The 22,000-nt window shown below is 58.2% G+C and carries 18 protein-coding genes; 12 read left to right on the top strand and 6 right to left on the bottom strand.

Annotated features, from left to right (window positions below; translation table 11 throughout):
- Window positions 1–114: 114 nt before the first annotated feature.
- Window positions 115–1,806 carry a methyl-accepting chemotaxis protein gene (locus MXM41_RS02460; protein WP_325929696.1) on the top strand — a complete coding sequence of 564 codons (1,692 nt, stop codon included), beginning with the start codon at window positions 115–117 and terminating at the stop codon, window positions 1,804–1,806.
- Window positions 1,807–1,935: 129 nt separating this feature from the next.
- Window positions 1,936–2,388 carry an energy transducer TonB gene (locus tag MXM41_RS02455; protein ID WP_325929695.1) on the top strand — a complete coding sequence of 151 codons (453 nt, stop codon included), beginning with the start codon at window positions 1,936–1,938 and terminating at the stop codon, window positions 2,386–2,388.
- A 49-nt stretch (window positions 2,389–2,437) separates the two neighbouring features.
- On the opposite strand, the gene MXM41_RS02450 is transcribed toward MXM41_RS02455, so the two are convergent.
- Window positions 2,438–4,816 carry a glucose/quinate/shikimate family membrane-bound PQQ-dependent dehydrogenase gene (locus MXM41_RS02450; RefSeq protein ID WP_325929693.1) on the bottom strand — a complete coding sequence of 793 codons (2,379 nt, stop codon included), beginning with the start codon at window positions 4,814–4,816 and terminating at the stop codon, window positions 2,438–2,440.
- A 281-nt stretch (window positions 4,817–5,097) separates the two neighbouring features.
- Window positions 5,098–6,021, bottom strand: a complete 924-nt coding sequence (locus MXM41_RS02445; protein ID WP_325929692.1) for a LysR substrate-binding domain-containing protein — start codon at window positions 6,019–6,021, stop codon at window positions 5,098–5,100.
- A gap of 274 nt (window positions 6,022–6,295) precedes the next feature.
- Between MXM41_RS02445 and MXM41_RS02440 the strand changes: the two genes are divergently transcribed.
- Both MXM41_RS02440 and MXM41_RS02435 read left to right on the top strand, forming a co-directional pair.
- Window positions 6,296–7,639, top strand: a complete 1,344-nt coding sequence (locus tag MXM41_RS02440; protein ID WP_325929691.1) for a VOC family protein — start codon at window positions 6,296–6,298, stop codon at window positions 7,637–7,639.
- Between the two features lie 42 nt (window positions 7,640–7,681).
- Complete coding sequence (locus tag MXM41_RS02435; RefSeq protein ID WP_325930823.1) at window positions 7,682–9,190, top strand: carboxylesterase/lipase family protein; 1,509 nt, start codon at window positions 7,682–7,684, stop codon at window positions 9,188–9,190.
- On the opposite strand, the gene MXM41_RS02430 is transcribed toward MXM41_RS02435, so the two are convergent.
- Window positions 9,177–10,019: a LysR substrate-binding domain-containing protein gene (locus MXM41_RS02430; RefSeq protein ID WP_325929690.1), complete on the bottom strand. Its 843-nt coding sequence runs from the start codon at window positions 10,017–10,019 to the stop codon at window positions 9,177–9,179. The genes MXM41_RS02435 and MXM41_RS02430 overlap by 14 nt on opposite strands.
- A gap of 110 nt (window positions 10,020–10,129) precedes the next feature.
- Here MXM41_RS02430 and MXM41_RS02425 point away from each other — a divergent pair, with 110 nt between their 5' ends.
- The 4 genes from MXM41_RS02425 to rimL all read left to right on the top strand — a co-directional run bounded on the left by MXM41_RS02425 (window position 10,130) and on the right by rimL (window position 14,601).
- Window positions 10,130–11,299, top strand: a complete 1,170-nt coding sequence (locus MXM41_RS02425; protein WP_325930822.1) for a pyridoxal phosphate-dependent aminotransferase — start codon at window positions 10,130–10,132, stop codon at window positions 11,297–11,299.
- 11 nt (window positions 11,300–11,310) lie between these two features.
- A complete protein-coding gene (locus MXM41_RS02420) occupies window positions 11,311–12,084 on the top strand; it encodes an ABC transporter substrate-binding protein (RefSeq protein WP_325929689.1) in 774 nt (257 codons plus the stop codon).
- A 252-nt stretch (window positions 12,085–12,336) separates the two neighbouring features.
- Entirely contained in the window at window positions 12,337–13,992 is a 1,656-nt protein-coding gene (locus tag MXM41_RS02415) for a glucan biosynthesis protein (protein WP_325929688.1), read from the top strand.
- 60 nt (window positions 13,993–14,052) lie between these two features.
- Entirely contained in the window at window positions 14,053–14,601 is a 549-nt protein-coding gene (rimL, locus tag MXM41_RS02410; RefSeq protein WP_325929687.1) for a 50S ribosomal protein L7/L12-serine acetyltransferase, read from the top strand.
- Here rimL and ydcK read toward each other — a convergent pair.
- Window positions 14,596–15,576, bottom strand: coding sequence for a YdcK family protein (gene ydcK, locus MXM41_RS02405; protein ID WP_325929686.1), 981 nt, complete (start codon window positions 15,574–15,576; stop codon window positions 14,596–14,598). The genes rimL and ydcK overlap by 6 nt on opposite strands.
- 122 nt (window positions 15,577–15,698) lie before the next feature.
- Here ydcK and tehA point away from each other — a divergent pair, with 122 nt between their 5' ends.
- Both tehA and tehB read left to right on the top strand, forming a co-directional pair.
- On the top strand, window positions 15,699–16,703 hold the full coding sequence (gene tehA, locus MXM41_RS02400) for a dicarboxylate transporter/tellurite-resistance protein TehA (RefSeq protein WP_325929684.1): 1,005 nt from the start codon (window positions 15,699–15,701) through the stop codon (window positions 16,701–16,703).
- On the top strand, window positions 16,700–17,296 hold the full coding sequence (gene tehB, locus MXM41_RS02395; RefSeq protein WP_325929683.1) for a tellurite resistance methyltransferase TehB: 597 nt from the start codon (window positions 16,700–16,702) through the stop codon (window positions 17,294–17,296). Before tehA ends, tehB begins: the two co-directional genes overlap by 4 nt.
- Here the strand turns inward: tehB and pepT are convergent.
- A complete protein-coding gene (pepT, locus tag MXM41_RS02390) occupies window positions 17,293–18,522 on the bottom strand; it encodes a peptidase T (protein WP_325929682.1) in 1,230 nt (409 codons plus the stop codon). The two genes, tehB and pepT, sit on opposite strands and share 4 nt — an antisense overlap.
- Window positions 18,523–18,636: 114 nt before the next feature.
- Here pepT and MXM41_RS02385 point away from each other — a divergent pair, with 114 nt between their 5' ends.
- Window positions 18,637–20,229, top strand: a complete 1,593-nt coding sequence (locus MXM41_RS02385; RefSeq protein ID WP_325929681.1) for an ABC transporter substrate-binding protein — start codon at window positions 18,637–18,639, stop codon at window positions 20,227–20,229.
- Between the two features lie 140 nt (window positions 20,230–20,369).
- Window positions 20,370–21,041, top strand: coding sequence for a DUF3313 domain-containing protein (locus MXM41_RS02380; protein ID WP_325929680.1), 672 nt, complete (start codon window positions 20,370–20,372; stop codon window positions 21,039–21,041).
- A gap of 35 nt (window positions 21,042–21,076) precedes the next feature.
- Here the strand turns inward: MXM41_RS02380 and MXM41_RS02375 are convergent, their stop codons facing one another.
- Window positions 21,077–21,973 (bottom strand): DMT family transporter, encoded by an 897-nt coding sequence (locus MXM41_RS02375; RefSeq protein ID WP_325929679.1) that lies wholly within the window; start codon window positions 21,971–21,973, stop codon window positions 21,077–21,079.
- Window positions 21,974–22,000: the final 27 nt, after the last annotated feature.

Raw genomic sequence — 22,000 nt, 5'->3', positions numbered from 1 at the left:
TCACGAAAGTGTGACCAGTGTTGCGATTTTAGCCGTAATCAATTTCTCTGTATTGCCGATGACTACTTTACAGGCGTGTTTCCACGCATCTTACCTATGAGAGAGTCAACGGCTATGGACAAAACAACAACAGTTCGGGCGCAACATAAGCTGGGCTTCTTGCACCACATCAGGCTGCTCCCGCTTTTCTCCTCGATTTTGGGGGGTATCATTTTGCTGTTTGCCCTGAGCGCCGGGCTGGCAGGCTATTTTTTACTCCAGGCAGACAAAGATCAGCAGGATGTGACGGCTGAAATCCAGGTGCGTACCGGGTTATCGAACAGTTCAAACCATCTGCGTACGGCGCGTATTAACATGATTCACGCGGGGGCCGCCAGCCGTATCGCTGAAATGGAGGCGATGAAAAAGAACATCGCGGAAGCAGAGCAACGTATTAAACAGTCTCAGGATGGCTTTGCCGCCTACATGAGCCGCGGCGTTCGCACCCCGGCGGACGAAGCGCTGGACAGCGATCTGAAGGCGAGCTACCAGGCCTACATTGATGGCATGCAGCCGATGCTGAAATATGCCAAAAACGGCATGTTCGAAGCCATCATCAACCATGAAAATGAGTCGGCGCGTCCGCTGGATGACGCCTACAACGAGGTGTTGCTGAAGGCGATCAAGATCCGGACCGATCGCGCTAATATGCTGACGGAGCAGGCGCACACCCGCACCCAGCTGGGTCTGATGTTTATGATCGGTGCCTTTGGCCTGGCGCTGGTGCTGACGGTGATCACCTTTATCGTGCTGCGTCGCACGGTGATTAACCCGCTGCAGCGCGCGGCAAACCGTATCGCACATATCGCGAAGGGCGACCTGACCCTGGCCGACGATCTGACCGGGCGCAGTGAAATTGGCCGCCTGACCCACGACCTGCAAACCATGCAGCGCTCGCTGGTCAATACCGTGGGCACCGTGCGCCAGGGCGCGGAAGAGATCTATCGCGGCACCAGCGAAATCTCCGCCGGTAATACCGACCTTTCATCGCGCACTGAACAGCAGGCCGCGGCTATCGAACAGACCGCTGCCAGCATGGAACAGCTGACCGCCACCGTGAAGCAGAACGCGGATAACGCACATCACGCCAGCAAGCTGGCGGAAGATGCCTCCGGCAAAGCCAGCCGCGGCGGCCAGATGGTCTCCGGCGTGGTGAAAACCATGGGCAACATCTCCAGCAGCTCGAAGAAAATCTCTGAGATCACCGCGGTTATCAACAGCATTGCCTTCCAGACCAACATCCTGGCGCTGAACGCCGCGGTGGAAGCTGCCCGTGCCGGTGAGCAGGGGCGCGGGTTTGCCGTGGTCGCCAGCGAAGTCCGCACTCTGGCCAGCCGCAGCGCCAACGCCGCGAAAGAGATTGAAGGGCTGATCAGCGAGTCGGTCACGCTCATCGATCAGGGCTCCGGTGAGGTGGTCGCCGCAGGGAACACCATGAACGAAATCGTGGAAGCGGTTAAACGCGTCACCGATATCATGCTGGAGATCGCCGCCGCCTCTGACGAGCAGAGCCGCGGTATTGTGCAGGTCAGCCAGGCGATCTCCGAGATGGATAAAGTCACCCAGCAGAACGCCTCGCTGGTAGAAGAGGCGTCCGCTGCGGCAGCCTCGCTGGAAGACCAGGCTGCGCGTCTGACCGAGGCGGTAGGCGCCTTCCGTCTGCAGGGGATGGCACAGGCCCGCAGCAGCAGCAGTACCGCTCCTGTCGCACCAGCCGCGCCGCTGCGCCCGGCCGTCGCCGACGGCGATAACTGGGAGACTTTCTGATCTCCATGTGTCCTGCCCGGTGGCGGCTCCGCCACCGGGCAGGAATGCGCGCAAGGGTTCATGTTTCGACATGAACCCTTTTTTTATTCCCCGCTATGATGGTTGTAAGGGCTGAAGAGGAACAGGGCAATGAAACGATTTACGCAGGTGGTTTGCGCAGTGTGGTTACTGGTCGGATGCGCGTCAGGCGGCAGCGTGGGGGTTGGCGGCATCGGGATCGGCGGCGGAGGGGGCAACGGCGGGGTGGGCGTTGGGTTATCCTTCCCGGTAGGTGGAAGCACATCGACCGTGGACAACGGGCAGGCGGACTGCGACGGCGACGTCTACCGGGTACAGCCGCGCTACCCTGAGCAGGCTGCGGCGCAGAAATACTCAGGCAGAGTGACGGTGTCGTTTAACGTCAAGCTCAACGGCCGGGCGACGGACTACGAAGCGGCGGGGGATAAGCCCTTCTTTGAGGAGACGAAGCGGGCTGTATTACGCAGCTGCTGGCCCGCCGGGGTCCATCAGAATCTGGTGGTCAGTTACCAGAACGGCACGACGGCGACCTGGATTGAAAATTCCTTGTCCGCTACGCCGTAAGCATAAAAAAGCCGGCCACATCGGTGGCCGGCTCGAGAGTTAAACGCGGTTACTGCTTATCAGGCAACGCATAGGCAATGATGTAATCCCCGCGATCCGGAGACTGACGCGCACCACCGGCGTTGATGATGATGTACTGCTTGCCGGTTTTCGGCGACACGTAGGTCATCGGTCCGGACTGGCTGCCCACCGGCAGACGATCTTTCCAGATCTCTTTCCCGTTAGCGGTATCGAACGCGCGCAGGTAGAAATCCTGAGTACCGGCAAAGAACAGCAGGCCGGACTGGGTGGAGAGCGACGCGCCAAGCGTCGGCATGCCGATTGGGATTGGCATGTGCATGCGGATCCCCAGCGGGCCGGTATCTTCAACGGTGCCTACCGGTACCTGCCACACCAGCTTGCCGGACTTCAAATCCACGGCTGACATGGTGCCGAACGGCGGTTTCTGGCACGGAATACCCAGCGGCGACAGGAAGCGTTCGCGCATGGCGCCAAACGGCGTACCGTCCATCGGCACGATCCCCATCTCAATCCCGCTGGCGTTTTTAGCCACGTTGGCGCGCGGCACCATGTAGTTCGCCAGCCCCAGACGCATGTCATTGACGAACATCAGGCTGTTGTTCGGGTCAACCGAGACGCTGCCCCAGTTCATGCCGCCGAGCGAGCCCGGGAACTGCAGAGAGCGATCGAGACCCGGCGGGGTAAAGACCCCCTGATGACGCATCTCTTTAAACTGAATACGGCACAGCAGCAGGTCAACCGGCGTGGCGCCCCACATGTCCGATTCGGTCAGGGTCTGGTTGCCGATCATCGGCATACCGACAGAGTACGGCTGGGTTGGGGAGTAACGTTCACCTTCGACGTTACCGGCAGGCACCGGACGCTCTTCCACCTTCGCTACCGGCTGGCCGGTTTCACGGTTGAGCATAAAGATCATGCCCTGCTTGCTGGTTTGTACCAGCACCGGCGTGGAGCCGCCTTTATCGTCCGGCAGATCGTACAGCAGCGGCTGTGACGGCAGGTCGAAGTCCCACAGATCGTGGTGGGTGGTCTGGAAATGCCAGCGCACCTGACCGGTGGTCGCATCCACCGCCACAATAGAGGAGCTGTATTTATCATCCAGTTCGGTACGCTGACCAGCCCAGAAATCGGGTGTGGCATTGCCGGTCGGGAGATAGATCAGGTTCAGCTTCGCGTCATACGACATGGCTGACCAGACGTTTGGCGTCCCGCGGGTATAGGTCTGGCCTTCCGGCGGCAGGCCGGTGATGTTCGGGTTGCCCGGATCCCAGGCCCAGGCCAGCTTACCGCTGTGCACGTCATAGGCACGCACCACGCCCGGCGGTTCGTCGGTGGAGAAGTTATCCGCCACGCGTCCGCCCACGACGACGACATTGCCCGCTACCAGCGGGGTAGAGGTTTGCTGATAGTAGCCAGGCTTGACCTCGCCCATACCCACGCTCAGGTCAACCACGCCGCGATCGCCAAAGTCTTCGCACAGCTTGCCGTTGTCGGCATTGATGGCGATGAGACGAGCATCGGTGGTCGGCAGGAACAGGCGACGCGGGCAGGCGGCAGGCTGAACTGGAGCCTGTGCCGTTGTCACGCTGGAGGTGTCTTCAAAGAAGCCCAGCCCCCGGCAGCGCTGCCAGTTTGGCGCAGTGGCTTTTGAGTCATAGCGCCACTTCTCTTTGCCGGAGTCGACGTCCAGCGCCAGCACCTTGCTGTACGGGGTACAGACGTAGAGCGTATCGCCAATCTGCAGCGGGGTGTTCTGATCTTCCGCGCCGGAGCCGTTGCTCTGGGGGATGTCGCCGGTGTGGGCAACCCAGGCCACCTTCAGATCTTTGACGTTCTGCTTGTTAATCTGATCCAGCGCGGCAAAGCGGTCGCCGTGGGTGGTGTTACCCCAGTGCTCCCAGTTCTTCTGCTGCTGACCTTCCGCCACCGGTTTCACCGGCACCGGCTCGCTGGCGCTGATAAGAGTCTGCGGCTTAAACATCCAGCCGAAGCTTACCAGCATCGCTACTGCCAGCACGGCGGCAATACCAAAGGCCGGGGTTTTATGGGCAGGACGATCCGCGCCACGCAGGAACGGCCAGACCAGGGCCGCCAGAAACGCCAGCACCGCAAAGGTAAACAGGCGCGAGAACAGCGGCCAGAAATCCCAGCCCGCATCGCTCACGGCCCAGATCAGCGAGGCGATAAACGCCACCGCGTAAAGAAGAATGCCGCTGGTGCGGCCGCGCGCGATGAGGAACGCGGCGATCAGCATGACCACACCCATGATCAGGAAGTACCAGCTTCCCCCTACGGTGGCGAGCTTAAAGCCCAGTCCACCGACAGCCAGCCCGATGAGTGCCATCAGACCGACCAGCAGCCACTGCAGGATCCGGGGGAACCCACGTAGCGAATTACCTATAGCCATTTCTGTCTCCTGAAATAATCTTGTCTTCACTGGACAGGGCAGACTCAACCCTGAACCAAATGGGTAACAGAAGAAAAGATCCTTGATTGAAAAGTCGTGCATGACGCCAATGTAGCGCCAAAGAAATCACCGCTGCGTTATTGGAATGAACCATTTGGTGAAATCGGCGGGTATGATAAATCTGTTAAATTGTTTAGTGCAATTGTTAATGAATGATTTCGCATTATTTGAGTAATGGAAACAAAAAGCCCGTCATCAAGACGGGCTGGAGAGAAGTGTGATCACACCGGCATGGATTTACGTATTGCGCTCAGTAGCGTCTGGGTGGCGGAAGAGAGGGGGGCATCAACGCGGGTTAGAACCCCAATGGGTTCGCCGGGACCGGGCGTGGTCACCGGTAACGCTACCAGCGTGCCCTGGCGCAGATCCTCTTTCACCGCCCCGGAGGGGACAAACCAGACATAGTCAAAATCCACCGTCAGCTGGCGCGACAGCGAGGCCGACAGCGTTTCGATACAGCCCGGCGGTAGTTTGCAGCCCTGGGTCTGCAGTAAGGTTTCCGCATTCTGTCGCGGCACGGTGCCTTTCGGCGACACCACCACCGGCCACTCCATCACCCGGCTGAGGGTCACGGTATCGTGCAGGATCGGGTGGCGGGGACGTACCACCAGCTTCAGGGATTCCAGGAACAGCAGCTCATAGTTCAGACCGCTCATTAACTCCGGGTCCGACATTCTGCCGATCCCCAGATCCAGCTCGCCGGACTTGAGGCCCGCCAGCAGCATGGTGTTATTCATCGTTGCCACCTGCAGCGTGATGTTGCGCTGCTGCTTGTGGAACTGGCCGATGACCGCAGGCAGAATGCCCAGCGCCGCGGTCGGCAGGGCGCCAATGCGCACCACATCCCCCGCCACATCGTTGCGCCGGGTGAGGGACTGGCCCGCGGTATTCAGGGCATCGAGGACTTTGACGGCGTGCGTCAGGAACTGCTCGCCCACCAGCGTCAGCTGTGCGCCCAGTCGCCCACGCTCGAACAGTCGCGTGCCGGTGAGCTGCTCCAGCTCGTTCAGCGTTTTTGAGAGTGCAGGCTGACTCAGATTAAGGGTTTCAGCCGCACGCCCCAGCGTTCCCTGTTGAGCGACGGCCACAAATGTATGCAGATGGCGCAGACGAATGCGCTGACTAAACAAACCATTTTTTTCCATAGGCGATGTTAAAAACAGACGCAGAGAAGTGACAAGTAAAGTTGTTTAATTTTGATAACCTGCTAGCAAAATATTATTAACATTCAATCTAATTGAGTAACAAGCAGTTTTTTGACAGGGGCAGAAAATAGTCTGCAGATGCCTGAATCGGTTAACGTCGCCGCCCGTCAGGAAATGCGCGCCTCTACATCTGGATCACAAATCGTAAATTCTTCCGGACGGTGTCAACGGCCTTCTCTACACTCCAGGTAATATTCACTGGAGGCATGACATCATGGCGAACACCATCACGGCTGATGATATTCGGGAAAACTTTTCGCAGGCTATGTCGGCGATGTACCAGCAGGAAGTTCCGCAGTACGGAACCTTGCTGGAACTGGTAGCGGATGTGAATCTGGCGGTACTGGAAAATAACCCGAAGCTGCATGAACAACTGGCCAACGCGGATGAACTCGCCCGCCTCAACCTTGAACGCCACGGGGCGATCCGTGTCGGCACCCCTCTTGAGCTGGCCACCCTGCGGCGCATGTTCGCCATTATGGGGATGTTCCCGGTCAGCTATTACGATCTCTCCCAGGCCGGGGTGCCGGTGCACTCGACCGCGTTTCGACCGGTCGATGACGCCGCGTTGTGCCGCAATCCGTTTCGTATCTTTACCTCGCTGCTGCGCCTGGATCTGATCGATAACCTTGCCCTGCGAGAGAAAGCGGCAGCGATCCTCGCAGGGCGCAACATCTTCACCCCTCGCTGCCTGGATCTGATTGCCCTGCACGAGGCGGAAGGGGCCTTTACCCCGGCGCAGGCCGAAGAGTTTGTCCAGGAAGCGCTGGAGACCTTCCGCTGGCATCGCCACGCCACGGTCGATCACGAAACCTACCAGGCGTTACATAACGAACACCGGCTGATTGCCGACGTGGTCTGCTTCCCCGGCTGCCACATCAACCACCTGACGCCGCGCACGCTGGATATCGACCGGGTGCAGGCCCTGATGCCGGAATATGGCATTGAACCGAAGATGTTGATTGAGGGGCCGCCGCGCCGGGAGATGCCGCTTCTGCTGCGCCAGACCAGCTTTAAGGCGCTGGAGGAACCGGTGTTATTTGCAGGGGAACAGCGGGGCACTCATACCGCGCGCTTCGGTGAGATTGAGCAGCGCGGTGTGGCCTTAACGCCAAAAGGGCGCGAGCTGTACGATCGCCTGCTGGCGGAGGCCGGTACCGGCAAGGACAACCTGACCCATCAGCTGCATCTGCAGGAGATTTTCCAGGCGTTTCCCGACAGCGACATCTTTCTGCGCCGTCAGGGGCTGGCGTGGTTCCGTTACCGCCTCACCCCGGCCGGAGAAGCGCACCGCCAGGCCTTTGGCCCCGGCGACGATCCCCAGCCGCTGATTGAGCGCGGGTGGGTAGTTGCCCAGCCCATCACCTATGAAGACTTCCTGCCGGTGAGCGCCGCTGGGATCTTCCAGTCGAACCTCGGCAACGAAACACAGGCCCGCACCCGCGGCAACGCCAGCCGGGATGCTTTTGAAGAGGCGCTGGGGTGTCCGGTACTGGACGAGTTCGCCCTCTATCGGGAGGCGGAAGAGCGCAGTAAGCGACGTTGCGGTTTGCTCTGAAAACGGTACTCTGCGGGGATGTGACATCAATTGCAGATCAATATGGAAAACGTCTCTTCCCCGATAGTGACCACGTGCCAGGGCGAGATCTGCGGCATAACCGATGGCGATGTGCAGGTCTGGCGCGCCATTCCCTATGCCGCGCCGCCGGTGGGCGCATTACGCTGGCGTTCGCCGCAGCCGGTAGCGGGCTGGCATGGCGTGCGCCAGGCCACCGCGTTTTCGCCCTCGAGCTGGCAGAGCAGTGAGTACTGCCAGCAGCTGGGTGGGGGCGATCCGGGGCGCTTTTCGGAAGATTGTCTCTACCTGAACGTCTGGTCGCCGGTGAAACGTGCCGCGCCGCTGCCGGTGATGGTCTGGCTGCATGGCGGGGGTTTTACCATCGGTGCAGGCGGACTGCCACCTTATGACGGCAAAGCCCTGGCGCAGCGCGGAGCGGTGATAGTGACGCTTAACTACCGGCTGGGTCATCTGGGCTTTTTTGCCCACCCGGCGCTGGCGGGGGAAGAGGAGCGGGTGGTGCATAACTTTGCCCTGCTCGATCAGATAGCCGCGCTTGAATGGGTGCGCGATAACATCGCTGCGTTTGGCGGCGATCCCGGGAACGTCACCCTGTTCGGTGAATCGGCCGGGGCGCGCAGCGTACTGTCGCTACTGGCCTCGCCGCTGGCAAAGGGTCTGTTTCATAAGGCGATCATCCAGAGCGGCTATACCCTGCCGGATACGCCCCGGGAGCAGGCGCTCAGCAAAGGAGAGGCGCTGGCGACCCACTTTGGTTTGCAGGATGCCACTGCGGAGCAACTGCGGGCGATCCCGGCCGGGGCATTCTGGCCGCTGACCGCCCCGTTGAACGTGGCGCCTGCGCCCATCGTCGGGGATTGCGTGCTACCGGAGCCGATGCTGGAGGTCTTTTTTGCCGCCCGCCATCATCCGGTGCCGATCATGGTCGGCTCGAACAGCGATGAGGCCAGCGTTATGGCGGTGTTTGGCATCGATCTCGCCGGACAGATCCAGAAGCTGCGCCGGGAGCGGCGGCTGGGGCTGGGGTTGATCAAACTGCTCTATCCGGGCGTGAAGAACGATACAGAATTAGGGCGTCAGGTGTGCCGCGACATGGCTTTTACCACCCTGGGATTTGTGGTGATGCAGGCCCAGCGGCGTGTGGGGCAGCCGTGCTGGCGCTACTGGTTCGACTACGTGGCCGAAGCCGAGCACGCCACCTATGCCAACGGCGCCTGGCATGGCAACGAGGTGCCCTACGTGTTTGATACGCTCACCCTCGCTGAACCCGCCCGGCGCTATGTGAACGCAAATGACCTGGCGTTTTCCGCCCAGGTTGCCGATTACTGGGTTAACTTCGCCCGCCACGCCAGCCGGCAGTGCGACACGCTGAACGGCCCGACGCGCTGGCCTGCCTGCCACCACGGGCGGGACGTTCTGTTACGCATTGGACTGAATAAACATGCGGGTTTTAAGCTTGAAAATCGATTTATGCGAGCCCGGCTGGCGCTGTTTAAACGGGTAATGAAGCACCACGTCAGCCTGGATTAAGCAGGCAGGCACGAAAGGCGGCCAGGCCCGCCGCTTTGCCGCGCGATTCGCGCAACACCAGCCGGTAGCTGGCCCCGGTCCTGACGCTGCTGGCATAAGGCCGCACCAGCCGCCCGGCGCGGATATCTTCCGCCACCAGCGTTTCGTCGGCAATGGCGACGCCCAGCCCCTGGATGGCGGCGGTGATCGCCAGGTCCATGGTATCGAAGTGTTGATTTTTGTGCATGACAGGCGGCTGGGCGGCCTGTTTTTCCAGCCACAGCGACCAGTCGGTTTTATCCCGTGTCGGGTGCAGAAAGGTCAGCGACTCCATCGCGGCGCCCTGGCGCTGCGGGCTGATAACCGGGGTTAAAGCCTCTTCGAACAGGAGATCGCCCGCGCTCAGGTGGGTGCCAAACACGATGGCCGCGTCATAGGATTCAGTTTTGAAATTGACGCTGTGCTCGTTGGTGGTGGTCAGGGCAATCTGCAGTTCAGGCTGGTCGCGCTCCACCTGTAACAGGCGCGGTACCAGCCAGCGCATCGCGCAGGTGGGCACTTTCAGGCGCACCACGGTTTGCTGCGCCCGGGCCTGATCCGCCACCGTGAGGAAGTGTTCATAGGAGGCGCGCAGATCCGGCAGCAGGGCGCTCCCCTGGGAGGAGAGGCGCAGCCCGCGGGCGTGGCGCTCAAACAGGGGGAAACCAAACCAGCCTTCAAGAGCGGCAATCTTGCGGCTTACCGCCCCCTGAGTCAGGCACAGCTCTTTGGCCGCATGGGTCAGATTCAGATGCCGGGCGGTAACAATAAACGCCTCAACGGCGGTAAGCGGAAATGCGCGATGCGACACAGAACCTCCAGGTATGCGTTTTTGTCATGGCTATTATGACAACAATTCGGTTGTGGCGACAAGAACGTTCAGGTTGAATAGTTATGCAATATTTACCAGAGGGTTTTATGATGACGCTGCGTACTCCGATACAGACCCGTTCCAAACTGCCGGACGTTGGCACCACGATTTTTACCGTTATCGGTCAGCTTTCCGCTGAGCACAATGCCATCAACCTTTCTCAGGGCGCGCCGAACTTCGACTGCGACCCCGCGCTGGTGGCGGGCGTGCACCGCGCCATGCAGTCAGGCCACAACCAGTACGCGTCCATGACCGGGCTGGCACCGTTGAAAGCGCGCATCGCCGATAAAATCGCCTCGCTGTACGGCACACAGTACGATCCCGCCAGCGAAGTGTTAGTGACCGCCAGCGCCAGCGAAGGGCTCTACTCGGCCATAAGCGGGCTGGTGCACCCGGGCGACGAAGTTATCTACTTTGAACCCTCGTTCGACAGCTATGCGCCGATTGTGCGTCTGCAGGGCGCCACACCGGTGGCCATTAAGCTGACGGTGCCGGATTTTGCCGTGAACTGGGATGAAGTGCGCGCCGCCATTACCTCGCGCACGCGGATGATTATCGTCAACACGCCGCATAACCCGAGCGGGCAGGTCTTTACGGCGGAGGATCTGACGCAGCTTGCGGCGATTACCCGCAATACCGATATCATTATTCTCTCCGACGAAGTGTACGAGCACGTGGTGTTTGACGACGTGCCGCATTACGGGATGGCCACCCATCCGCAGTTGGCGGAGCGCAGCGTGATTGTGTCGTCGTTTGGCAAAACCTATCACGTTACCGGCTGGCGCGTCGGCTACTGTGTGGCCCCGGCGCAGCTGATGGATGAGATCTGCAAAATCCATCAGTTTTTGATGTTCTCTGCCGATACCCCTATGCAGTACGCGTTTGCTGAACATATGGCCGATCCGCAAACCTGGCTGTCGCTGGCGCCGTTCTACCAGCGTAAACGCGATCTGCTGGTCAACCTGCTGGCAGATTCACCCTTCCGTCTGCTGCCGAGCGCGGGTTCATTCTTCCTGCTGGCGGATTACAGCCATTTCAGCGACGAAGGCGACAGCGAGATGGTGAAACGGCTGATTGTTGACTACGGTGTTGCCACAATCCCGCTCTCGGCGTTTTATACCGACGGGACAGATAACAAATTAATCCGTCTCTCTTTTGCAAAAGATGAGGCGACATTACGGGCAGGTGCGCAGGCCCTGTGTCGGGTAAAACCACGCTAAGGAGTTCAGTTATGAAATTAAAAGCCTTCGTTGTCGGCCTGGGGTTGCTGTGTTCGTTTTCCTCTTTTGCCGCAACCGAATTACGTTACGGCGTAGAAGCAGAGTATCCGCCATTTGAGAGCCGTAATGCCTCGGGTGAGCTGGAGGGGTTTGATATCGAGCTTGGCAACGCGATTTGCGCGGCGGCAGCGTTGAAGTGCAGCTGGGTTGAAACCTCGTTTGACGCGCTGATCCCGGGACTGGTGGCGAAGAAGTTCGATGCCATTAACTCGGCGATGAACATCACCGATCAGCGTCGTCAGAGCATCGACTTTACCCAGCCGATCTACCGCATTCCGTCCCAGCTGGTGGGTAAAACTGGCAGTGCGGTAGACGCCACGCCGGAAGGGCTGAAGGGCAAGACCGTTGGCGTGTTGCAGGGCTCTATTCAGGAAACCTACGCCAAAGAGCACTGGGAAAAACAGGGCGTCACCGTGGTGTCGTATAAAGATCAGAATATGGCCTGGGGCGATCTGCTGAATGGCCGTATCGACGCCTCGCTGGTGATGTCCGCCGCCGGGCAGGCTGGCTTCCTGAGCAAGCCGCAGGGTAAAGGCTTTGGCTTTATCGGCAAGCCGGTCTCCGATGACACCATCCTCGGCAGCGGGATCGGCTATGGCCTGCGTAAAGGTGATGAGGCCACCAAAAAGCAGCTTGATGCTGCCATTGATAAAGTGCGCGCTGACGGCACCATCGACAAGCTCGCGCAGAAGTATTTCCCGGGCATTGATGTCAGCGTGAAATAACAACAATCTGCCCGTTTAGCCCCTGACGACGATGTCCGGCAGGGGCTTTTTTAAACAAAACTTTACCCGCGTTTCAGGCAATTCCCCTCGACAGAAAAATCTTTCACGCTTTGTTCATATTCTGGCTCGCCCCTAATTGGATTCTTAACCGTTTTTGTTTAGGCTGTGCCCTTTTAATGATGTTCTTTCTTGCCGTCGTTTCGCCGTAAGCGAAACCCACCACCCCACGACCATAAGGACGTTTTTCCAGGCATGAATCGCAGACGTTTTTTAAAAGGATCTCTGGCCGTAGCCGCAGTGAGCGGGACTTCCGGACTCGCCGCGCTCTTCTCCCGGGCGGCCAGCGCGGCTGAATCGGATATTGCGGACGGTACAAGCCGCCGTTTCGACTTTTCCGTGCTGCAATCCATGGCGCACGACCTGGCGCAAACACCGTGGGGCGGTGCGCCGCGTCCGCTGCCGGATACCCTGGCGACGCTGACACCGCAGGCCTATAACAGCATTCAGTACGATGCAAAACAGTCGCTGTGGAACAACATCGAAAACCGCCAGCTTGACGTGCAGTTCTTCCACGTCGGGATGGGCTTCCGCCGCCGGGTGCGCATGTTCTCGCTCGATAGCCAGACCTCCCAGGCGCGTGAGATCCACTTCCGCCCGGAGCTGTTTAACTACCACGACGCGGGCGTAGATACGAAGCAGCTGGAAGGGCAGAGCGATTTAGGTTTTGCCGGCTTCCGCGCCTTTAAATCGCCGGAGCTGGCGCGGCGCGACATCGTCTCGTTCCTCGGCGCCAGCTACTTCCGCGCGGTGGACGACACATACCAGTACGGGCTTTCCGCCCGTGGCCTGGCGCTGAACACCTATGCCGATACCCAGGAAGAGTTCCCTGACTTTACTTCGTTCTGGTTTGAAACCGTCAAACCGGGCGCGACCACCTTCACGGTCTATACCCTGCTCGACAGCCCGAGCATCACCGGCGCCTATAAGTTTGTGATCCACTGCGAGAAGACCCAGGTGATCATGGATGTCGAAAACCATCTCTATGCCCGCAAAGATATTCAGCAGCTGGGTATCGCGCCGATGACCAGTATGTTCGCCTGCGGCAACAACGAGCGCCGCGTGTGTGACACCATCCATCCCCAGATCCACGACTCCGATCGTCTGGCGATGTGGCGCGGCAACGGCGAGTGGATCTGCCGTCCGCTGAATAACCCGCAAAAGCTGCAGTTCAACGCCTATACCGACAAAAACCCGAAAGGTTTTGGTCTGCTGCAGCTTGACCGCGACTTCTCGCACTATCAGGACATCATGGGCTGGTACAACAAGCGCCCAAGCCTGTGGGTTGAGCCGCGTAACCAGTGGGGAAAAGGCACCGTCAGCCTGATGGAGATCCCGACTACCGGTGAAACCCTGGATAACGTGGTCTGCTTCTGGCAGCCAGAAAAACCGGTGAAGGCGGGCGACAAGCTGGACTTCCAGTACCGCCTCTACTGGAGCGCTAAACCCCCGGTGCGCTCCCCGCTGGCAAACGTGCTGGCTACCCGTACCGGCATGGGCGGTTTCCCGGAAGGCTGGGCGCCAGGCGAGCACTATCCAAACGTGTGGGCGCGCCGCTTTGCGGTCGACTTTGTGGGCGGCGATCTGAAAGCGGCCGCCCCGAAAGGGATCGAACCGGTGATCACCCTCTCCAGCGGTGAAGCGAAACAGATTGAGATTTTGTACGTCGAGCCGTTCGACGGCTATCGTATTCAGTTTGACTGGTATCCGACCAGCGATTCGACCGATACGGTAGATATCCGCATGTTCCTGCGCTGTCAGGGTGACGCGATCAGTGAGACCTGGCTCTATCACTATTTCCCACCGGCACCGGATAAACGCCAGTATGTTGACGATCGCGTAATGCGATAAGCCAACCCACCCCGTAGGCCGGGCGGCGCATGCGCCGCCCGGCATTGCCGAGGAATCACAATGACCACAGCCAACGAAGAGATCATCCCCGTCAACGCGCGCATTGAACTGCGCGCCGCCGACGAGCGTTATGCCGCAGAGCTGCACACTCTGGTGGTCAAAAATCGGGCGTATCTGCAGGACTACCTTAACTGGCCGCAGTATGTGGGATCGGAAGAGGACAGCCGTCAAAACATCCAGAGTAACCAGATGCTGCATCAGCGCGGTTACGCCAAAATGTTCCTGATCTTTGACGATAACGCGCTGGTGGGCGTGTTGTCGTTTAACGCCATCGAGCCGCTGAATAAAACCGGCTATATCGGTTACTGGCTGGATGAGGATCATCAGGGGCAGGGGATTTTGTCCGTAGCGCTGGAGGCGTTTATCCGCCACTATGCCGGTCGCGGCGAGATCCGCCGGTTTGTGATCAAGTGCCGTGTCGACAACGCCGCCAGTAATCAGGTGGCGCTGCGCAACGGCTTTGTGCTGGAAGGGTGTCTGAAAGAGGCGGAGTTCCTCAACGGGCGCTACGATGACCAGAACATCTACGGCAGGATCTGTACCTCATAACGACCCGAGCAGCGGCGTGCGCGTGATGTACTGCGCGCCGTTAATCACCTTCTCGCCGCGCAGATGAATCATCTCCCCGTCAGCCGCGTCAATCACCGCGTCATCGGTGATTTCAATATGATGCTCAATCAGCACTTCGCCGCGAATGCGCGCCCGGCCCTGGATTACCACCTTGTCGTCAATCAGGATAGGCCCGCCGCGCAGCCAGGCGTCGCCGCCGATCAGCACATGGTGTTTGATCACGCAGTTACCCTCAACCAGGGCATTTTCCGCCACCTGCGAACTGTAGCGCAGGGTAGGGATGGCATCCTCCTCCAGCCCGGCGAGCAGGCGCGCGTTGCCGTACACTTTGGCGCAGTCGCATACCCAGACGTTATTCACCTCGTTGCCTTCAACCAGCGCGTTTTCAAACACTTCGGCGCGATGCTCGATAAAGGCGTAGCTGACGATGGCGTTGCCGTAGATCTGCGCCTGGTGTACAACCCGCGACTGACTGACCGTGGCCTCACCGAAGATGCGCAGGATCTGCTCCTTATCCGGGGTCAGGCCTTTGGCGGCGATTACCATGCTGTTGTGCAGCACCCGGGCGTTGTCGAAAAGATGGCATTCCCCGCGCACCACTGACGACTGCACCGTGACGTTGTCACTTATCCGCGCGCCGTGACTGATTTGCGCCCCGTCAACCCAGACGTTATCGCTGACCGTCGCCTGATGGCTGATAACGCATGGCCGGGTGACGCGCGCGTTGCCGCTGACCTGTGCCCCGGCGAACACCACGCTGTTTTCATCGTAGATCCAGCAGTCGTACTCTTGCGACAGCGCCGATTCATCATCAACCCAGCCACCCCGGGTGCCGTTTTTCACATCACTGAAATCACGCACGGCGATAATCTGGCGCACGTTCACCGCAATTTTCGTCTCGCCGTCCTGCCAGTGGTGCAGACGGCTCTCCTCGCTGAGTCGATATTTATTCATCACTGTGTCCGCAGTTGTCCTCTTCACTAAACGTAGCAAACTTTAGGATGATCGAAAGAGTGGCATCTGCAAATGAAACTCCTTAAACTAGCATTTCAAATATAATTTATAGCTTAAAATAAATGTACAAGTCTCAACCCACTGAACGCGTTCTGAATTTGCCTGCGGGCTACTACGGTATGGTGCTGGGGATTATTGGTATGGGCTTTGCGTGGCGCTACGCCAGCACGATCTGGCCAGTGGCGCGCTGGCCGGGCGAGATCCTGGTGTCGCTGGCGCTGGCGATCTGGCTGCTGTTGACCCTGGCGTTTATCACCCGCGCGGTGCGCTTTCCCGGTAGCCTGCTGGCGGAGATGCGCCATCCGGTGATGAGCAGTTTCGTCAGCCTGTTTCCGGCCACCACCATGCTGGTGGCGATTGGCTTTGTGCCCTGGTACCGCCCGCTGGCGCTGGTGCTGTTTACCCTTGGGGTGGTGGTGCAGCTGAGCTATGCGGCGTGGCAGTCCGCCGGGTTGTGGCGCGGCAAGCATCCGGAGGAAGCTACCACCCCGGGACTCTACCTGCCGACGGTGGCAAACAACTTTATCAGCGCCATGGCCTGCGGCGCGCTCGGCTTTCATGATGCCGGGCTGGTTTTCCTGGGCGCGGGAGTCTTCTCCTGGCTGAGCCTGGAGCCGGTAATCCTGCAGCGGTTGCGTAGCGCGGGAGAGCTACCGCCAGCATTACGTACCTCACTTGGGATCCAGCTGGCTCCCGCACTGGTGGCCTGTAGCGCATGGCTCAGCGTCAACGGCGGCGAGGCCGACACCTTCGCCAAAATGCTGTTTGGCTACGGCCTGCTGCAATTATTGTTTACCCTGCGGCTAATGCCCTGGTATCTGTCGCAGCCGTTTAATGCGTCGTTCTGGAGCTTTTCGTTCGGCGTATCGGCGCTGGCCACCACCGGTTTACATCTGGGGCAGAGCAGCCCGTCCGGTTTTTTCCATGCCATCGCCATCCCGCTGTTTATTTTTACCAATGCCATTATTGCGCTATTACTGGTGCGTACATTTATCCTGCTGATGCAGGGAAAACTGTTGATCCGTGCAGATAAAGCAACGCTTATGCAAGCTGAGGAAAAAGAATGACTGTATTTGATGAGAACTACTTTACCGAAAAATATGGCCTGACCCGCACCCACTCAGAAGTGGTATTCAGTGCAGGGATTGTGAAGCCGGGTAAAACGCTGGATCTCGGCTGCGGCAACGGACGGAACAGTCTCTACCTCGCAGCGAACGGCTTTGACGTCACCGCCTGGGATAAAAATCCAATGAGCATCGAGACAATCGAAAGCATCAGGGCGAAAGAGGGGATGGCTAACCTGCAGACGGCGATTAAGGATCTCAACAGCCTGCGCTTTGAGGGCGAATACGATTTTATCCTCTCCACCGTGGTGCTGATGTTCCTGCAGGCAGAGACCATTCCGGGCCTGATCGATAACATGCAGCGCTGCACCAGACCAGGCGGATATAACCTGATTGTCGCGGCGATGGATACCGAAGATTATCCGTGCAACGTCGGCTTCCCGTTTGCGTTTAAAACCGGGGAGCTGAGCGGCTACTACGCGGGCTGGGAGCAGTTAAAATACAACGAGAACGTCGGTGAGCTACACCGCACCGACGCCCAGGGGAACCGTATCAAGCTGCGTTTTGCGACGCTGCTGGCGCGCAAACCGGCTTAACGCGCCGCCAGCAAACAAAGCTGTAGCGCCGTATTGTACGAGGCCTCGAACGACTTCAGCGGTAAAAACTCAAACTTCGAGTGGAAGTTATGGGCGCCGGTGAAGAAGTTCGGGGTTAACAGTCCCTTGGCTGAGAGCGCCGCGCCGTCGGTGCCGCCGCGCATCGGGGTCGGCTTTGGGGTAATGCCTAAACTTTCCATCGCCTCGAACATCAGGTCGATTGCCCGACGATCTTCACCCACCGCATTGCTGATGTTGCTGTAGGTATCTTCGATGTGCCAGCTCACCTTCGCGGTGGGGTGCTGTGCTGCAATTTTCTCTGCCACTTCGCCGATCTGCGCTTTGCGGGCGGCGAAGCTGTCACGATCGAAATCACGAATACTGGCCTTCAGCAGCGCCTCGTTTTGCCCGGCCTGAATGCCGTTAAACCAGATATAGCCTTCACGCCCCTCGGTATGTTCCGGGGTTTGCTGACGATCGAAGTGGCTGATGTAATCGGTCGCCATCAGCAGGGGGTTCACCAGCACCCCTTTGGCAGACATCGGGTGCGCCGTCACGCCGGTAAAGCGAATTTCCGCCGCCGCCGCGTTGAAGTTCTCATACACAATTTCCCCCAGCTCGCAGCAGTCGATGGTCCAGGCGAAATCGACGTCAAAACGCTTCAGATCCAGCGCTTTGGCCCCGCACAGGCCGATCTCTTCGTCCGGCACAAAGGCCACTACGATATCGCCATGCCGATGTTCGGCGGTGAGGTTTTCCAGCACCGTCATCACCACGGTTACCGCCGATTTGTTGTCAGCGCCCAGCACGCTGGTGCCGTCGCTGAAAATGATCTCTTCGTTGGGATAGGCCAGAATTTCCGGATGCTCGCTGACCTTCAGCCAGATCTGTTTTTCAGCATTGAGGCAGAGATCATCGCCTGTAAAGGTGAGGATTTGCGGATGAATGTCCGGTGACAATCCCACGTCGACGGTATCAATATGGGTGATAAAACCGATCCGCGGCGCGCCGGTGACGTTGCCCTTTTTCACCGCGGTGACGGTGGCAAATTCGTCGATCACAATGTCAGACAGACCCAGGGTTTGCAGCTCCGCGGCCAGCATCTTCGCCATCTCGTGCTGGCCGGGCGTGGAGGGCAAGGTTTTTGCCTGCGGATCGCTCTGGCTGGTCACGGCCAGATAGCGAAAGAAGCGTTGGGTTAATTGACTGGCGAGCGCAGAAGCCATGGTGGATCCTTCTTTATTTGAGTTATCAGGTGTTTGCAAAATCACTTTAATGATATTTATGGTTTGGCACGACAAAAATTCATTAGCCGTCAAATTAAAAGACAGGAAAACGCGATGAAAAGCAACCTCACAAAACTGGCGCTAACCGTCGCCGCGCTGACGGTCAGTTCCACCGTTGCCGCTAAAACGCTGGTCTATTGTTCCGAAGGATCGCCGGAAAACTTTAACCCGCAACTCTATACCTCGGGCACCAGCGTGGATGCCAGCGCCGTGCCGGTGTATAACCGGCTGGTGGATTTTACCCCGGGCACTACCGAACTGGTGCCAAGCCTGGCCGAGAGCTGGGAGGTGAGCGAGGACGGCAAGGTCTACACCTTCCATCTGCGCAAAGGGGTGAAGTTCCAGAGCAACAAGCTGTTCACACCGACACGAGACTTTAACGCCGATGATGTCATCTTCTCGTTTATGCGGCAGAAAGACCCGAACCATCCGTATCACAACGTCTCTAACGGCAACTACTCCAACTTCGAGAGCCTGGAGTTTGGCAAGCTGATCACCGCCATTGATAAAGTGGACGACCACACGGTGCGCTTCACTCTGGCGCACCCGGAGGCGCCGTTTGTCGCCGACTTAGCCTGGTACTTTGCCTCGATCCTCTCCGCTGAATACGCGGACGCGATGCTGAAGGCCGGGACCCCGGAGAAGGTGGATATGGAGCCTGTAGGCACCGGGCCGTTTAAGCTGGCGAAATACCAGAAAGACTCGCGCATCCTGTATACGGCCTTCCCGGAGTACTGGCAGGGCAAAGCAAAGCTGGATCGTCTGGTGTTTACCATCGTGCCGGATGCCTCGGTGCGCTTCGCCAAGCTTGAGAAAAACGAGTGTCAGGTGATGCCTTTCCCGAACCCCGCCGATCTGCCGCGGATGAAAGCGAATAAAGATCTCGTTCTGATGAGCAAGCCGGGGCTCAATACCGGCTTCCTGTCGTTTAACACCCAGAAGCCGCCGCTGGATAATGTCAAAGTGCGCCAGGCGCTGGCGATGGCAATTAATAAGCCGGCGATCGTTGAGGCGGTATTCCAGGGCACCGGAACGGCAGCCAAAAACCTGCTGCCTCCGGGGGTATGGAGTGCGGACAGCGAGCTGAAAGACTATGACTACGATCCGGAAAAAGCCAAAGCCCTGCTAAAAGAGGCCGGGTTCGCCAACGGAATGACCATCGACCTGTGGGCCATGCCGGTGCAGCGTCCGTATAATCCGAATGCCAAACGGATGGCCGAGATGATCCAGTCCGACTGGGCGAAAATCGGCGTGCAGACCAAAGTCGTCACCTACGAGTGGGGGGAATACCTCAAGCGCGTGAAAGGCGGCGAGCATCAGGCGGCGCTGATGGGCTGGACGACAGCCACGGGCGATCCGGATAATTTCTTTGGTCCGCTCTTTACCTGCACCTCGGCCAACGGTGGTTCCAATTCTGCTAAATGGTGTTATCCGCCATTCGATAAAATTATTGCCGAGGCGAAATCTATTACCGATCACAATAAACGAGTGGCGTTATATCAACAGGCGCAGCAAATGATGCACGATCAAATGCCTGCGGTAATGATTGCGCACTCAACTATTTTTGAGCCGGTACGCAAAGAAGTCACAGGCTACGAAATTGATCCTTTCGGCAAGCATTTATTCTGGCAAGTGGATGTAAAATAATCATTTATTGCTGCCCGTTATTGTTACGGGCACTCTTTTTTCAATTTGTGCTGTTTTCCTCATTTTTTGTCACTTCTTTTTCATTCAACTTTTGCTATAACTTCAATTGCATATTTGCACTTAACAGGGATACACCCATTATGCGTACTAATACTTTATTTAAAGTTGCCGCGCTCTCCGGCCTGTTGCTGCTTGCTGGCTGTGCATCAAAAGTGGCTGAGCCCGATCAATATTCCGGCTTTTTAAAAGACTACTCTGGGCTGAAAGCAACTACTTCTGCTTCCGGTAAACCGACGCTGCGCTGGGTTGATCCGTCTTATGACGAATCGAAATATGACAGCATTATCTGGAACGATATCACCTACTATCCAGAGCCAAGACCGACCACCCAAATCGGTAAACGCACTCTGGATGAACTGTTGGCTTACACCAACACCAAAATGAAAACCGCTATCGGCCAACGCAAACCCGTTGTTGCGTCTCCAGGTAAGCACAGCCTGATTTTCCGTGGCGCTATCACGGGCGTCAGCTCGCAGAAGGAAGGCCTGCAATTCTATGAAGTGGTCCCTGTTGCGCTGGTCGTAGCGGGCACGCAGATGGCTACCGGCCACCGTACCATGGATACCCACCTCTACTTTGAAGGCGAGCTGATCGATTCCCAGACCAACAAACCGGTCATCAAAGTGGTGCGTAAAGGGGAAGGTAAAGAGCTGAGCAACGAAAGCACGCCAATGACCTTCGCGACCCTGAAACAGGTAGTGGACGACATGGCGACCGATGCGACCATGTTTGACGTCCATAAAACCCAATAATAAAAAACCGGCCTGCTGTGTGCAGGCCGGTTTTGCTACGCCGTTCTCAACCGTCTGAACCAGCTCTCCGGGCGGGCAAACATAACCAGATTCCCCGTTAAGATCAGCAATAGCCCTGCAATTCCGTTGCTGTGCCAGACATAACCCTCGTATGCCGTTGAAAACGAGAGGGCGACCAGCGGGAACAGCAGGGTGCTGTAAGCCGCCTTGCCCGCGCCAATTCTTCCTACCAGCGTGAAGTAAGCCCCAAAGGCAATCACCGAGCCAAAGAGCGCCAGATAGAGCAGGGCGCCCATGTAGCTCACTGACCAGACCGGCGTAAAGTCGTCGCCGCGAAACAGCGCAATTGCCCCCATCACCAGGGTGCCGTACAGCATCGCCCAGGCGTTAGTGGTCATGGTCTCCAGTCCCTTGCGCTGGTGGCGAAGGCTAATCATATTGCCAAGCGAAAAACCGTAGGTGCCCAGCGCCGACAGCGCAATGCCGAACAGCAGACCGGCGCTCCAGCCGCTGGCTAACAGATCGTTCCAGAACAGCGTAATAATGCCGAGCAGACCCAGCGCCGCCGCCAGATAAAAGCGCGCAGGCGGGCGCTGACCAAAGAAGAGGAAGCTGTTCAGGGCGTTATACAGCACCGCCATCGAGAAAATAACCGACTCCAGCCCGGTATTGATATACGCTGCCGCGGTATAAAAGCACCAGAAGTTAAAGCAAAAAACGCAACATCCTTGCAGACCGCAAAACAGGTGATCGCGCAATGCGAGTGGGCGCAGGCGGCGCAGGATCAGCAGCACCGCCATAATGGTGGCGGTGGCGACGGCAAAGCGCCAGAAAATAGAAACCGGCGCAGGCACCGGCCCCTGTTGTAAATAGATGGCAATCCAGGTGGTTCCCCAGATAATCACGACCAGAGCGTACAATAATGCGTTCATCTTAGTTCTCATTTCAGCGAAGTCTGC

It is taken from the genome of Leclercia adecarboxylata (genome assembly GCF_035787115.1).
In the GTDB taxonomy this organism is placed as follows: Bacteria; Pseudomonadota; Gammaproteobacteria; order Enterobacterales; family Enterobacteriaceae; genus Enterobacter; species Enterobacter adecarboxylatus_E.
Note: the sequence above shows the minus strand (reverse complement) of the source record. Positions and strands in the feature narration are given on the sequence as shown.

Excerpts from the sequence above, each read along its gene's own strand:
- MXM41_RS02385 (WP_325929681.1), top strand. The coding sequence starts at position 18,637 with ATGAAAAGCAACCTCACAAAACTGGCGCTAACCGTCGCCGCGCTGACG.
- pepT (WP_325929682.1), bottom strand. The coding sequence starts at position 18,522 with ATGGCTTCTGCGCTCGCCAGTCAATTAACCCAACGCTTCTTTCGCTAT.
- tehA (WP_325929684.1), top strand. The coding sequence starts at position 15,699 with ATGTACAAGTCTCAACCCACTGAACGCGTTCTGAATTTGCCTGCGGGC.
- MXM41_RS02450 (WP_325929693.1), bottom strand. The coding sequence starts at position 4,816 with ATGGCTATAGGTAATTCGCTACGTGGGTTCCCCCGGATCCTGCAGTGG.
- MXM41_RS02460 (WP_325929696.1), top strand. The coding sequence starts at position 115 with ATGGACAAAACAACAACAGTTCGGGCGCAACATAAGCTGGGCTTCTTG.
- MXM41_RS02425 (WP_325930822.1), top strand. The coding sequence starts at position 10,130 with ATGACGCTGCGTACTCCGATACAGACCCGTTCCAAACTGCCGGACGTT.
- MXM41_RS02380 (WP_325929680.1), top strand. The coding sequence starts at position 20,370 with ATGCGTACTAATACTTTATTTAAAGTTGCCGCGCTCTCCGGCCTGTTG.
- MXM41_RS02435 (WP_325930823.1), top strand. The coding sequence starts at position 7,682 with ATGGAAAACGTCTCTTCCCCGATAGTGACCACGTGCCAGGGCGAGATC.
- ydcK (WP_325929686.1), bottom strand. The coding sequence starts at position 15,576 with ATGAATAAATATCGACTCAGCGAGGAGAGCCGTCTGCACCACTGGCAG.
- MXM41_RS02420 (WP_325929689.1), top strand. The coding sequence starts at position 11,311 with ATGAAATTAAAAGCCTTCGTTGTCGGCCTGGGGTTGCTGTGTTCGTTT.
- MXM41_RS02440 (WP_325929691.1), top strand. The coding sequence starts at position 6,296 with ATGGCGAACACCATCACGGCTGATGATATTCGGGAAAACTTTTCGCAG.
- MXM41_RS02415 (WP_325929688.1), top strand. The coding sequence starts at position 12,337 with ATGAATCGCAGACGTTTTTTAAAAGGATCTCTGGCCGTAGCCGCAGTG.
- MXM41_RS02445 (WP_325929692.1), bottom strand. The coding sequence starts at position 6,021 with ATGGAAAAAAATGGTTTGTTTAGTCAGCGCATTCGTCTGCGCCATCTG.
- rimL (WP_325929687.1), top strand. The coding sequence starts at position 14,053 with ATGACCACAGCCAACGAAGAGATCATCCCCGTCAACGCGCGCATTGAA.
- tehB (WP_325929683.1), top strand. The coding sequence starts at position 16,700 with ATGACTGTATTTGATGAGAACTACTTTACCGAAAAATATGGCCTGACC.
- MXM41_RS02375 (WP_325929679.1), bottom strand. The coding sequence starts at position 21,973 with ATGAACGCATTATTGTACGCTCTGGTCGTGATTATCTGGGGAACCACC.
- MXM41_RS02455 (WP_325929695.1), top strand. The coding sequence starts at position 1,936 with ATGAAACGATTTACGCAGGTGGTTTGCGCAGTGTGGTTACTGGTCGGA.